Below are 13,522 nucleotides of genomic sequence, written 5' to 3' on the forward strand. Positions count from 1 at the left end.
CCGCAACAAGCCGCATTGCGCCGGGGGAGGTAGTGCTCCGGCTGACCACGGCACCGCGTGCGACGGTTGGTGGCGCGATGGTGTAGCTCCCGTCCTTCCGGAACGATCCCGCGCAGGGCGATTTGCGTCCGGTCGAGACACTCTCCGCACACCCGGCGACGGCCAGCGTCAGGGCTGCGATACCGAGGATCTTCTTCATGCCATGTCCTTCCAGAAGTCGCGTTTGTGTCTCCAACCGAACGGAGCCAGATCCTCGCCCTTCGCGCCGCCGCCCAAGACAGTGACGATCTTCTGGCCGAGCCCGGATAGATCGAAGTTTACGAAGAGGCTGTCGCCAGCGGACCGGACAAGGGCCAGACGCAGCCCGCCCGCGCTTCGGGAGACGAATTCTGCTTCGCGATCGTTGAGCTTGAGGATGCGGTAGTCCTCGGGATGAGCCGCAGGGTTCGGAAACAGGATCTGCGTCGATACCATTTCGGAAATGATCGCGCCCACGCTGGACTGTGCCAGATGCCCGGGAGTCTGGGTCAGCATCATCACCACGCAGTTTTTCTTGCGCATGGTGACGAGCCATTCCTGCAGGCGCTTCAGGAACATCTCGTCATTCAGCATCTTCCATGCTTCATCAATGACGAGAATGGTCGGATGACGGTCCTCGACGACGCGTTCGATGCGGCGGAACAGGTAGGCCAGAAGCGCCGCCCGTTCGGTCCCGAGGTCGAGGATCTCGCTCATGTCGATGCCGACCACGTCCTCGCCGATCACGATGCCCTCCTCGGCTCCCTCGTCGAAGAGCCAGCCGAAGCGCCCTTTTGCGGTCCACTCCCGTACGCGGGAGACCAGGTCGCCTTCATCGTCGGTTTGGTTCACGGCGGAGGCTAATGCCGAGAAGCTGCGCAGACCGGGCTCGGCCGAGACCACACGCCGGATCGCGTCATTCAGGGCTACCGTCTGGAAGGTCTCGAGTGGGCGGTTGGTGCGGGACAGGATGTCGGTCAGCCAATCCGTGAGCCATGCCGCTCCCCGGCTGTCCGTCTCCGTCAGGAAGGGGTTGAACCCGGTCGGTTGGCCGATCCGGACGCTGCTGTAGGTGCCGCCCATGGCGCGAACCGCCATTTCGAGCCCGAGGTCTTTGTCGAAGACCACAATCCGTGCCCCGACCCGGCGGGCCTGTGCCATGAGGAAGGCGGTGCCGAGGGTCTTTCCGGAGCCGGGACGGCCCAGTACCAGCGTGTGCCCGCCGGAGGGCTCGGCGGTCCGTGTTCCCGGCTCATGGAAGTTGAAGCGGTACTGGCAGGAGGAGATCGAGGGCAGGACCGTGATGGTCTCGCCCCACGGACTTTTCTCTCGGTCCCGTCCAGGTGCTGCAGCATGGAACGCTGCGAAATCCGCGAAATTGTTCGATGTGGTCAGGGTTGCCCGGTGCCGGTAGCGCCAGTTTCCGGGGGCCTGGCTGTAGAACATCGCGCGGGCGGCGAAGCTTTCACGCACCAGCGTCGCTCCCGACTCCTGGCCGGCTCGCCAGACTTCGGAGGCGGCTTCCTCGAGATCTTTCTCGCTGTCCGCGGTCACCATGACGGTCAACTGGTGCTTGCCCAGAACAGCACGTGCAGAGGCGATGTCATCGAGAAGTTCGTAGAGCCCGTCGCGAAGCGACCTTGCCGAATCCTCTGTCGCTCCCATCTGCCGGGCGGTGCGCGCGATCTTCTCCTCCGCCTCGTTGTTGCGGACTGGCGTGAAGCTGTTGGTGATGACGATGTCGTAGGGCAACTCCAGCGCATCCAGGACGGTGGGGAGCGTCTTGTTCGGCCAGGATTTCACGCCGAAGATTGCTCCGAACCGCCAGGCCATGCCGTTGTCGATCGTGAAGCGCTTGCCGTTGAAGTGATATTGGGCGTTTGTCATAGAGACCGAGAGAAACTGGCCCGGCTGCCCATGCATCGGTTGAAAGGTCTGGCCCTGGATCGTGCCGAGATACCCCAGCCATTCTCCACCCGAGACGCGGAGCCGTCGGAACCCAACCCCGTGATACATGGCTTGCAGGAGACCCATGGCCTCGGTGATCCGATCCTTGCGCAACGCGAGGTCCGCTTCGAAGGTGGATTTGACGGCCTTGCCGAGTCCCATCTTCTGGGTAGGGCTTGGCCGCATGGCCACGGTCAACAGCAGGACCCTGCGCTTCAGATCCTTGTTCCTGATTGCGGTTCTCCAGTGTCGGTCGATCTCTGCGGCGAAACCGTCCTCATCGAAGGAGGCGAGGTCAAGTTTCGCAGGGATCGTGATCTTGTTTACGTAGAAGCCGAACCGCTCGCCGAACTGTCCGACAAGACGTGCGAAGCCCTGCGTGAGCGCTTCGATTTCCGACGCTTCGGCGGTGAAACTGTCAATGCCCCCGATCACGGCAGACGCGAGCAGATCGCCTTGCCGCGTCATGATCAGATCGTCCTCTTTTGCTGAAAGGTAGGGAAGGTGCCGGGCGACGGCCTCTTCGACAAAGAAGCTCTCGGGGAGCACGGAGCGCAGAACGGTACTCTCCTCGAAGAGTGCCGCGAGCCTGTTACGAGACATAGAGATCGCCTCCGTTCAACGTGTGGGTTTTTGTCCTCGGCGTGGTGGAGAACACCCCGGCGACGATCTCAAACAGGCGCGGATTGCGGTCTGCGACAAGCCACAGCGGGGGATAGGCGACCACGGCGATTGCGAGGAACCGAATGTCATCGAGGCCGACGAACGGGATCACCGTGCCAAGGGCCAGGCCGATGAAATACCCCACTGGCAGGCCGAAGAATTTTGGAGGGCGTGTCAGACCGAGGAAAAGTGGGTTCTCTTGCATCAGCATTCTCTCCAGCGGTAAAGGCCTCCCGGCCGGATGGCCGGGAGGCCTTTCGGCCTTACGTGGTGGCGAATCCGTCGATGATGGTCGCAGCCGAGAACACGAGTACCACGCCGAAGAAGATGGCGAGGAACAGTGGCCAGTTCAGGCGGCCTGTGAACATCATGTAGCCCGCCGCGACGACGGCGAGGATCGCGATCAGGCGCCCGATCGGCCCGGTCAGCGCATCGACCACCGTGTCGAGCATGGTCTCTAGCGGGTCGAGGTTCTGCGCCATGGCGGGATCGGCGAGGATTGCGAAGACGGGCAGCAGGTAGGCCAGCCCTTTCCAGTTCAGGGCGGTCAGCCTGTTCAACAGTCTTTTCGTGAGATTGGTCATGTGCTTTCCTTGCCGATGGTTGCCAAGTAGACGTCGAGCACCTTGCGAACGTGCCCTCTTGTCTCCCGGTAAGGTGGGATGCCTTGATGCCGGGCGACGGCATCCGGACCGGCGTTGTAGGCGGCGAGGGCCAGCGCAACCGATCCAAATTTTTCAAGCTGCATGAGTAGGTAGCGAGCGGATCCCTCGAGATTTTCTCGCGGATCGTACGGATCGACGCCCAGGAATTGCGCAGTTCCCGGCATGAGTTGTCCGAGGCCGATCGCCCCTGTCTGCGAGTGTGCGGACTGTCGAAAATTGCTCTCGATGGCGATGTTGGCCCGGAACAGAGCAACCCATTCGACAGGCGAGATACCGACCCGGCGGAGACCCGGATGGCGCGCATGTTCATACGCGACCGTGGAAATCAGACGCTCGACCTCTGTGGTCCCGTGGCGGAGCGCAAGGGATCGCGGTGGCGAGATTGCTGCGCGGTGTGTCTTTGCCGGCGCAGCGTCACGGGGGATTTCCCGCGGCTTCCCGAAATCGAGCACGGAAGAGGAGACGTGCCCGGTGCCCCTTGGGGAGCCGAGATCGATGACCTCGGAGTGTGCCGGGGGCGCTGTTGCCGCAAATGCGACAACAGCGCAGAGTATTCTAGTCTTTTCGAGTGTCCTCATAGGCTTTCCAGACCGCGCGCTCTCCAGTGTGACGCGGAACGGAAATGGGGGAGATGCCCAGGTCCAGACCGAACGAATACAGTCCTGTAAGCGTTCGGATGGTCTTCGCCTTGATGTCCCTGCCGTGGACAAGAAGCAGTCGGTGCATTTGGCCTTCGACCTCGGCGAGCACGTAGAATTTCCACGCGGCTCGATACTGGTTGCTCAGGCGCTCGGGCGCCTCAACGCACTCAACTTCGACTGTTCCTCCGGCTTCCAGGGCTTCCCTCAGTCCCGCAAGCGTAATCACTGGTGAAACTTCTCTCATTTGTTGGCCTCGCCCTATGAGCCTTTCGATGTGTCGAGTGACGGAGAGGAGGCTTACACACTTTTGGGGTAGCGGGAAATATGTCTTGATTCAAGACATAACTATCAAACATTATGAATAATAATTGATATCAATAGTGATCTTGTGTTTGGTGTTGCCTGGCTGACCAGTTCGGACCTGAGGCTGCGAGGTCCTTCTTTGCGACCGAGTCCCGAAAAGGAGACAACAGGGAATGACATGGGTACTTGGCGTAGCCTTGGCCGCGATGATCCTTGTGGACGGCGCCGTGGCACAAACCACGGCTTTGGACTGTGTTCCGCCCCCTGCGCCCCATGCCGACTTGCCATCGAATGTGATCGACGAATACCGCGATGAACTGGGCATGGAGTTCTCGGACTACTTCACTCGGGCGCAGCGATACCTGCAGTGCCTTCAGAGAGCCCGGGAGACTGCCCGGGAGGAAATCAACGCAGCGCTCAAGGCCTACGAGAAATTGCGTAACCAATAGTTCGACCTCTGTGTGTCGATTAATGATGTATCGAGATCGCTAGTGACTGGACGCATGCATTAGTGATGTGATTAGTTGTCCGCAATCGTCAATGGGAGTTTGAGAGAATGAAACGGCTACTGGGCATCGCTGCGACTGTTGTGGCCGCTCTCTCCGGGGGAGCGGCCATGACATCGCGGTCGGCCCATGCCTACCAGGTCGACTGCGCAATCCTTCTGTGCCTTTCCGGCGGGTGGCCCGCATCCGCGCCTTGCTCAGCGGCAAGGGCCGAGTTCATACGCCGGATTACGCCGTGGCCGGTGGAGCCACCGCTTCAGATCTGGCGATGCCCGATGAGCATGGCCTACAAGGCTGATCCGACGCACGCCCTTGCCCCACGTCTTCATGACATAGCCTTTGGCGAACCGGGGACTCCGCTTCGACCGGTTCCTCTGACAGACGTGGGAGCAGACGTCTCAACTGAAAATACCGTCCCGTCGAGCGCGTCACTCCACGTTCCCCGGAAGATCTTGCGGGGAGGCGAGATGCTCCGCCGGGACCCGTTGCAGAGAGTGGCAGACTACTCGACCGGGAACGGCATTGCCGACATCGATATCAGTGATCCGGCTTTTGATTTTGTACGATCAATCCGGGTCTACAGCGTCGAGTACATGCGTCAACGCGAGAGTGGAGGCGACGATGGAGAGTGCCGCAGGTCCAGTCGGGTTCGGATCGGTCGATATGGCGAACAGGGGGATTTCTACTGGCGAAATTCCAATCCCTCCGCCTTGCCTGATGCCTATTCAGGAAATGAGGGCTGGGGACGGGATTGCCCGAACATCTATCGGCGATCAGTCTTCGTGGACTGGTCTGATTACGAGAGTAACTACGGTTACGAGCAGGTGGACTACTAGCGAGTGTGCGGCCATTGTCGAGACCAAAGGCACCAAAACTTCCGGTCGGGACAGGTGTTCATAAGGAAAGGAGAGAACGATCACCCAGAAAAATTAAGCCCCCGCGAAGGCGGCAACCTTCAGCGGGGGAGAGCTCATAGAGCCAGGGTCTGCAAACCCTGAAGCAAGCACCTTCACTTGCGACTCTATCAGCCTCCCCCCACTGCAGACAAGAAAAAACGCACCTGTGCGAATACGTGAATTTTGTCTGCGGCCGCCTCGCATTATCAGACGAGGAAAAACAGATGCATGTGGCTGAAGTCATTTCACCCGCCCGACAACGGGCATCCTTTCCATCCCTGCCCCAAGGTATGGAGCGCGACGGCTTCGTTGCGCTGATTGATATGGTTGCGCCCCTTCTTGGGGTTGGGAGCGCCGCCCTTGCGACGTTTCGCATTATGATCGGGGCAACCCGCCCGAGGGAGTTCAAGACCGGTGAGGACGAACCATGCTGCTATCTCCAGCAGTCCGAGATTGCGAAGAAGCGACTGGTCACGCCGAGCCGGATCCGCGCCCACGAGGCCCAGTTGGTTGCGGCCGGGCTGATCGAAAAGCGGACGATGGGTAACGGCGCGCGCTCGGGTTTCTCGGGATGTGGCGCGTTCTTTTCCATTGCAATCGAAAGGTGCCAGGAGTTCCTGGTCCTGAGGAGGCAGCTCGAGGCAGATCGCAGGCATCATGCCAAGCTGCGCGGTCTCCGCAGCATCCACATGAAACATGTGAAAAGTTGCCTTGCCGAGCTCATCGCACTGCGTGGGTCGAGCGGAGAAGTCCGCGCCATTGCAGACGCCATCTCGGACTGGCCGAGCGCGGACAAATTACACCGGATGCCCGTGGCGGATCTGGAGAGACATGTCGCCGAGGCCGACGCGCTCTGCATCTCTGCGCTTGATCTGCTGCATGTCCCATCTGAAACGAGCGGCGGATCGCATGAAAACGAGCGGTCCTATATACAAGATACAAATCAAGATTCTAACGAAGTACTTTGTAACGTCAGCGTTGATGGTCGAAGGGCGGACATGCCCGTGCGTCCGAGACTCCAAGACGGTTCGTCGGGCGGCGACCTTTCCTGCCGAGAAAGGTATGATCGGGTGATGATCGCGGCGCACAAGTCTGAAATCCTCACCAAGATCCCGATCCAGACCTTCATTCCGCTCGCCTCAGAGAACATGCGGCTCTACCTCGATATGCGAAGGCAAGGCCGCGCGGGCTGGTCCAGTCTGCATCTGCATGACTTTTGCGTTGCAGCTCAGTGCCGGCTGCCAGAACTCGGAATAAGCCAGTCTGCCTGGAATGATGCTGTGCAAAAAATGGGTGAAGAGAATGCGACCTGGTGCGTCTTCATCACCGACGCCAAGGCCAGCAACGGGGAGCAACCGATCCTCAGCCCGGGGGGGTACCTTCGGGGTATGACCCGGCGGTACCAAGAAGGTAAACTGAATATTGTCGGCGGGCTCATCGGATTGTCCATGTCCAAGAGGCGGCCAAGGTCTCAAGAGTGCTCAATTGGAGGCTGATAGTCTAAAGCGCACCACCATGAATCACGGACTGCAAAAAACGCGCTGACTGAGCGGCAGGTGCGGACGGTCTGCCAGCCTGAAACCTTGGCCCGCGCGAAGTCCGTCCCATGGCTGATGTCTGGACCATAGCAATCGCTCAGTCCGGGATCCGTAGGCGCCCCCAGCAGGTCGCCTCTCTTCTTGATGTCACACGCAGGTCCCGGCTGGCACGCCGCTCTCGACTGGCTGACGCGGTATCGGGACAACGGTCTTGCGGCTCTTCCCGGACACGCCGCGCATGTTCTTGTTTTATCGGTTTGCGCGAGTTCTTGCGCAGGTTGATTGATTTGTCTTGAATACAGCCCATGCGAGAATGTTATTTCCGGCGCGACGCAAATGAGTGTGGCACTGAAGGCAGCCGACGGTGTGATTGCGGTGTCAGTCGAGAAAGAGGAAGAGCATGAATCGCACGAACCATTCGGCTTACGAACAGGAGACCTCGCCGGTCGAGGAAGAACCACGACAACACATGAAGCTTGAAACCCTCGGAAAGGCAGGCCTCATGTGGGCCGACATTGCTTTGCCAAAAGAAGAGGTCGCTTCGCTGACCGGCTTGACGGTCGGAGAGCTTCGTCGCTTCTTCGGCGCCAAGCCTTCCTCGAAACGCTTATGAGTTGAGGTCGCCAATTCTGTTCGGGCGTGAAACGGTCTTGGGCCTCGGATGCTTTCACGTGAGTGTCTAAATTTCTTCGTTCAAAGTTGCGGGGTATTGTGAAATGCGGCTTGAAGCCTTGCCAATCAGGTTGCCGGAAGATCTCAGACTTTCGCTTGGTCCCACTCCCCGTCGCCTGCGGCTACAAGTCGCCTGACTCACCAATCCCGGATCCCGCGCGGTGACCCTGTTTGGTGGGAACGCAAACCTTAGACCGCTGCCTACAATCAGTCGGACGGATTTCGAAGAAGGAGCACCGGATGATTCGCGGAATCCCGCCCGAAATCGCCGAGGAGCCGCGTCCGGGCCCAAACTTTCTCACTCACGAGAATGTGAATATGCCGATACGGTCGGTATGCACGGGTCCTCGGCCGGTGGGTAGATAGCGCTCCGGTTGTTCGGTGGGTCCTGACTTGTTAGTCGTATGAACGCCAGTTTTACGGAGTAATCGTTTTGCCAGTGATCAATTCAAACACGCTCGTCACCGGCCTTGGCGGCCCTGCCGGATATGGCGAGATCCGGCTTCCTTCCGGAGACGACCTGCAGATCCGGGTCGATGTATCGGCGGTCTTCGAGAACGGGTTCCACTTCTATGACGTGAGCTATTCCGCAGTGTCTGACTTCCTGATCAGTACCAACGGGTTCATCGGGTTCGGCAACAATTCCTACCGCTTCCACAACTACCACGATGGCGTGACCAACGCGACCACGCCGATCATCGCGGGGCTCTGGACCGACCTCATGAACATGGGCGAGGCGGACATTTTCGTCGACATCGACACAATCGGCGATGTCGTGACCGTGACTTGGCTTGATGTCGGCTACTACGGTTTCAATGGCCCGTCCGCCACCGCAAGCTTCCAGGTGCAACTCTTCGATAACGGCGAGCCGGGTGATCTTCAGGTTGTCGTGCGATACGAGAATGTCGAGAGCAGTGGCTACTCCGTCAATGCCGTCGCCGGGGTGCATTTCGGCGACTTTACCTACCAGATCCCGACCGCGGGCAATGCGGCGAACCTGCCGGGGTTGACGGGGAATACCGGTATCGATGGCGCCTGGACCTTTGCCTACACCCGTGAGGTCCTCGAGGTCACGGACGCGACGTTCGGCACGGACGAGGACGTTGCGCTGACCTTGACCGAAGCGGATCTGCTGTCCGGCGCCACAACCGACGATGGACGCTCGCTTTCCCTTGTTTCGGTGGGCCTCGCCGATTTCGGGGATGTCGTGCTGAACGGTGACGGTACGGTCAGCGTGACCGCGCCGCCGGATTACTACGGGCCTGTCACCTTCGCGTTCACGGTGTCCGACGGGGTGGAAACGCGTACAGCCACTGCGACGGTCGAGGTTGCCCCGGTCAACGATCTGCCCATTGCCCAGGACGACCGGATCACCGGCGCCCGCTCCGGCGGGGGGCAGGTGATCACGCAGGCGGAGCTGACCGGCAATGACGTGGATATCGACGGCGATGCGCTGAGTGTCGAGAGCGTGGGTGGTGCCACCGATGGCACTGTCACGCTGCAGTCCGACGGCACGATCCTCTTCACGCCTGACGCAGCCTTCACCGGGACGGCAGGATTCATCTACACAACGAGCGACGGGGCAGGGGGCACCGACACGGCGCAAGTCTCGGTCGAAGTGTCCGCCCTCACGCCCTTCGTCTCGCTGCGCGGCCTCGACGGTGTGACCGGGGAGTTCCTCGTCGGGGAATACTCGAGTGTCACGGCGACCTTTGGTGCTCCGCAGATCGTCGGAGACGTCAACGGCGACGGGCTGGACGATGTCCTGATCGGCGGTCGGCTGATCCAGCCCAGCGGATACAATGTCTACTTCCGAGAGGACAGCTACCTGCTTTTCGGAAATTCCGACGGCTTCGATGGTGCGGTGCGGGGGCAGGATGTCGGGACCTTCGTGCGATACACCGACGCGGTGAGTCTTGTGGGCCTCGATGGCGTTTTCGGATTCCGCATGCCGGCGCCGTCGCAGAACAGCGCGCTCGGAAGCAGCATCACGGCCCTCGGCGACATCAACGGCGACAGCATCCCGGATTTCGGCATCGCCGATCCCAGCTACGATGCCAGCGACGACCAAGGCCGTCTGCACATCGTCTACGGAGGCGGTCTGAGCTGGCCGGCAGAACTGGCCCTCGACAGCGCCGGTTCGGGCCAGGTAGGGTCGATCACCGGGGCTGCGGTCAACGATTTCTATGGCTACACCGGCGGTTCCGCTACCGATATCAACGGTGACGGGCAATACGATGTCGTGCTCGTCAGCAGTTCCGCAGATCCGCTCGGGCGCAGCAGCGCGGGCGAGGTCGCGATTTTTTACGGCACCGGCGGCACCTTCGGCGCACGCACCACGGCGCAGGCTGATTTGCGTATCCTCGGCGGGAGCGTAGATGACCTTAACAACCGGATGAGCACCGGCGGGGACATCAATGGTGACGGTATGGACGACCTGCTGCTGTCGACCGGGGACGCCATTTTCATGATCTATGGCCGGGACGCGGCCCCCGGAACGGCAATCGACCTTGATACCCTGTCGACGTCGGACGGGATCCGCATCGACGGCACCGGCATCGGCTTCGACTTCACCTTCGTGGGGGACATCAACGCGGACGGCTACGATGATTTCGCCATCACGCAGGAAGATGCCGGCGTCAACGGGGGCGGGGTCGTGCATGTGGTCTTCGGCGCGGCGGACGGGCTTGCGAGCGGGGTAGATCTTGCGGCGCTGGATGGGACGAGGGGCTTCACCATCGGTGGCGCCCCCGCGGGCGCGGACTTGGGAAGCAACCTTGCGGCTCTGGGGGATGTGAATGGCGACGGCGTCGACGATATCGGCCTCGTTGCCTATGGCACGGCGGATGCAGACAGTCAGGACCGACGCGGCACGGCTTATGTCATTTTCGGTTCCGAAGTGGGTTACCCGGCGATGCTGGACATCACGGCACTGAACGGGCTGCGCGGATTCTCGCTCGACGAGAGTCGTGAGCGCGACAGCACCAGCCAGATCGGCGGCGGCGGCGACGTCAACGGAGACGGGGTGAACGACATCCTTATCACCGGCTGGAACGGCATTATCTACCTCGTCTACGGTTTCGAGAACGGCGCCGTGACCTTGCCCGAGGTGCCGCAACTGGTGACCGACCACCTTTCGACGCAGACGGGGACAGTTCTTACCATCGAACCGGCGACGTTACTCAATAACGATCTCGATGACGGACCGCTGACCGGTATTCTCGACGTGATCGACCCGCTCGGCGGTACGGTCATGCTTGATGCCTCGGGGCAGGTCGTCTTCACGCCAGCGGACGACTTCGTTGGCCAGGGCGGGTTTACATACGTGGTCGAGGACACCGACGGTAACCAAGCAACCGGCATCGTGAGTATCGAGGTCACCGAGTCCCCCGTCGACGCGGTGCTTTCGGGCGCGTTTTCGGGCAGCGTGCAAGAGGCCGGACCGGATCTGTCGGCCGAAGGCCACATCATCGTGACCGACCCCAATCGGGGCGAGAACCGGCTGCAAGTGCCCGACGCGGTTGCGCTAGCCGGCGACTACGGCACCTTCAGCGTCAGCGCTACCGGGACATGGAGCTACGAGGTCGATCTCGACAGCGCGGCCTTTGCTACCCTCGACAGTGGCGAATTCGCGATCGACTCGGTGACGGTCACCAGCTTCGACGGCACGGCTTCCCGTACCATAGACGTTCTGATCGAGGGCGACGACGAAGCCCTGATCGATCTGTCGGGCTCGACCTATGTGGTCAGCGATGCCTCCGCAGGACTGGCATATGCTCCTAGCGTGGTGGAGCGGACCGATGACCGCCGCGCACTGGTCTGGGCGACGCTCGGCGCCGACGGATCGGGGACAGGTGTCACCGGGCAGGTGCTCAATGACGACGGATCGGATTTCCTGGCCCCCTACGACCTGCCGCTCTCGACCCGTTTCGACCAGGCCGACCCGCAGGTGATCGCCCTGTCGGGCGGGGGGTGGGCGGCCGCTTGGACCGATGCGTCTGCCGCTCCGGGCCCCGTCCAACTCGGCGTGGCGAGCTATCTGCTCTTCGGGCCGGAACACGGGCGCAACCAGGTCACGGCCATCGGATCTCTCGCCGACCCGGCGCTCGCCGCACTCTCGGGTGGCGGCTATGTGTTGATTGCGCGCAGGACGGACACGGATACCGGCACGACCAACAACGATCTGTTCCTGCAGCGTTTCGACGACAACTCCGAAGCGGTGGGCGCACCCGTCGACCTTCCCGGCACAGCCGGCGCCGAGACGGAGCCCTCGGCCACGCAACTGGCGGACGGCACGCTTGTGATTTCCTGGCAGGTTGGCGGCACGCTCATGCTCATGGAGATGACCGAAAGCGGCAGCTTGGTGTCGGGCCCGGTGGAGGCCGGGATTTCCGACGTCGGCGGCCATGGCGCGCAGATCACCGCCCTGACCGAAGGCGGCTTCGTCGTGACTTGGGACGCCAGCGGCAGCACCGGTGGGATCAAGGCTCGGATCTTCGACGCTGCGGGCAGCCCGCGCGGCGAGGAAATCGCAATCGACACCATCTCGGATTTCGCCTTCGGTCATGACACCACGGCGCTGCTTGACGGGGGATTTGCCGTGGGCTGGGTGCGTTTTTCCGATGGAGAGGTCGATGTGGCCCTTCAGGTGGTCAACGCCGCAGGCACCCTGGGAGGCGCGCCCCTGGACGTTGGCATGATCGCGGATACCTACGACGAAGCCCTGTTCGATCTTGTCCCTGTCGCACTGGCCGGAGACGGCAGCACGGACCTTTCGGTATTCTTTCCCCAGAACATCATCGGCACGGGCGATTTCCGGCTCGTTGGTCAGAACGTCGACATCGTGCTGCCGATTCCTTTCGAGGTTACGGCGGACGACGTCACCGCGTTGGAGGAGAACGGTAGCTTCCGCACCAATATTCTGGACAACGACACCGGCTTCCGTCTGAGGATCGTGCAGTTCAATGGACAAACGGTTAATGGCCGGCTCGACATCGCGACCGATTACGGAACGCTCACTGTCTTCGAAGGCGGCGAGATGTTGTTCACCTACTCCGATCCTGAGAACATGCTGCCGAAGGGCGAAACGGCAGTCACCCACTGGAACGTACTTATCGAGGACGACTCAGGTACGCTGCGATTCCAGCCGCTGACACTGCGCTTGGTGGGTGACACGAGCGGCCTGACGCTGCAAGGGACGACCCGGCCCGACGAGATAGAAGGTGTCGAGGGCAACGACACCGTGCTCGGCGGCCTTGGTAACGACACGATCAGCGGCAACGATGGTGCCGACTCAATCCTTGGCGAAGAGGGTGATGATCTGCTCCGTGGCGGCTCCGGTTTCGATACACTAGATGCGGGAGCCGGCGGTGACAGGCTTTACGGCGACGGTGGTGGAGATCTGCTCATCGGCGGGACCGGCGCCGATCTGCTCTTTGGCGGGGCTGGTCGCGACAGTATGAGCGGCGGCGGAGCCTCCGACACCATCAACGCCGGGGGCGGGGCCGACACGGTCGATGGCGGCATCGGGTCGGACACGCTGCGCGGCGATGATGGCGACGACCTGATCTTCGGCGGCGATTTCGGTGACCTGATATTCGGCGGCCGCCAGCACGACACCCTGCGCGGCGAGAACGGTGCCGATACGCTGATCGGCGGCGACGGCAACGACAG

Annotated in this window: 10 protein-coding genes; 6 read left to right on the forward strand and 4 right to left on the reverse strand. The window is 61.4% G+C overall.

What is annotated here, in order from left to right; genetic code table 11:
* Nucleotides 1-195: 195 nt before the first annotated feature.
* Genes ACN0RJ_RS22800 through ACN0RJ_RS22815 form a run of 4 tightly spaced genes read right to left on the reverse strand, consistent with a single transcriptional unit; the run spans nt 196 to nt 3,871 of the window.
* Nucleotides 196-2,568, reverse strand: a complete 2,373-nt coding sequence (locus ACN0RJ_RS22800) for a type IV secretion system protein B4 (protein WP_417725790.1) — start codon at nt 2,566-2,568, stop codon at nt 196-198.
* A complete protein-coding gene (locus ACN0RJ_RS22805) occupies nt 2,558-2,839 on the reverse strand; it encodes a type IV secretion system protein VirB3 (RefSeq protein WP_417725791.1) in 282 nt (93 codons plus the stop codon). Before ACN0RJ_RS22805 ends, ACN0RJ_RS22800 begins: the two co-directional genes overlap by 11 nt.
* 52 nt (nt 2,840-2,891) lie before the next feature.
* Nucleotides 2,892-3,212 carry a TrbC/VirB2 family protein gene (locus ACN0RJ_RS22810; protein WP_417725792.1) on the reverse strand — a complete coding sequence of 107 codons (321 nt, stop codon included), beginning with the start codon at nt 3,210-3,212 and terminating at the stop codon, nt 2,892-2,894.
* Entirely contained in the window at nt 3,209-3,871 is a 663-nt protein-coding gene (locus tag ACN0RJ_RS22815) for a lytic transglycosylase domain-containing protein (protein ID WP_417725793.1), read from the reverse strand. Before ACN0RJ_RS22815 ends, ACN0RJ_RS22810 begins: the two co-directional genes overlap by 4 nt.
* 124 nt (nt 3,872-3,995) lie before the next feature.
* Between ACN0RJ_RS22815 and ACN0RJ_RS22820 the strand changes: the two genes are divergently transcribed.
* From ACN0RJ_RS22820 to ACN0RJ_RS22845, 6 genes are all read left to right on the forward strand, one after another.
* Entirely contained in the window at nt 3,996-4,166 is a 171-nt protein-coding gene (locus ACN0RJ_RS22820) for a hypothetical protein (protein ID WP_417725794.1), read from the forward strand.
* Nucleotides 4,167-4,410: 244 nt separating this feature from the next.
* Nucleotides 4,411-4,686: a hypothetical protein gene (locus tag ACN0RJ_RS22825; RefSeq protein ID WP_417725795.1), complete on the forward strand. Its 276-nt coding sequence runs from the start codon at nt 4,411-4,413 to the stop codon at nt 4,684-4,686.
* Between the two features lie 551 nt (nt 4,687-5,237).
* Complete coding sequence (locus ACN0RJ_RS22830; protein ID WP_417725796.1) at nt 5,238-5,579, forward strand: hypothetical protein; 342 nt, start codon at nt 5,238-5,240, stop codon at nt 5,577-5,579.
* A 284-nt stretch (nt 5,580-5,863) separates the two neighbouring features.
* Entirely contained in the window at nt 5,864-7,135 is a 1,272-nt protein-coding gene (gene repC, locus ACN0RJ_RS22835) for a replication initiation protein RepC (RefSeq protein ID WP_417725797.1), read from the forward strand.
* 442 nt (nt 7,136-7,577) lie between these two features.
* Nucleotides 7,578-7,790, forward strand: a complete 213-nt coding sequence (locus ACN0RJ_RS22840) for a hypothetical protein (RefSeq protein ID WP_417725798.1) — start codon at nt 7,578-7,580, stop codon at nt 7,788-7,790.
* A gap of 498 nt (nt 7,791-8,288) precedes the next feature.
* Nucleotides 8,289-13,522, forward strand: a 5,234-nt coding sequence (locus ACN0RJ_RS22845) for an Ig-like domain-containing protein (protein ID WP_417725799.1), incomplete at its 3' end; no start/stop codon positions are given.

Origin of the sequence: Salipiger sp. (assembly GCF_048261495.1) — a bacterium.
Classification (GTDB): Bacteria; Pseudomonadota; Alphaproteobacteria; order Rhodobacterales; family Rhodobacteraceae; genus Salipiger.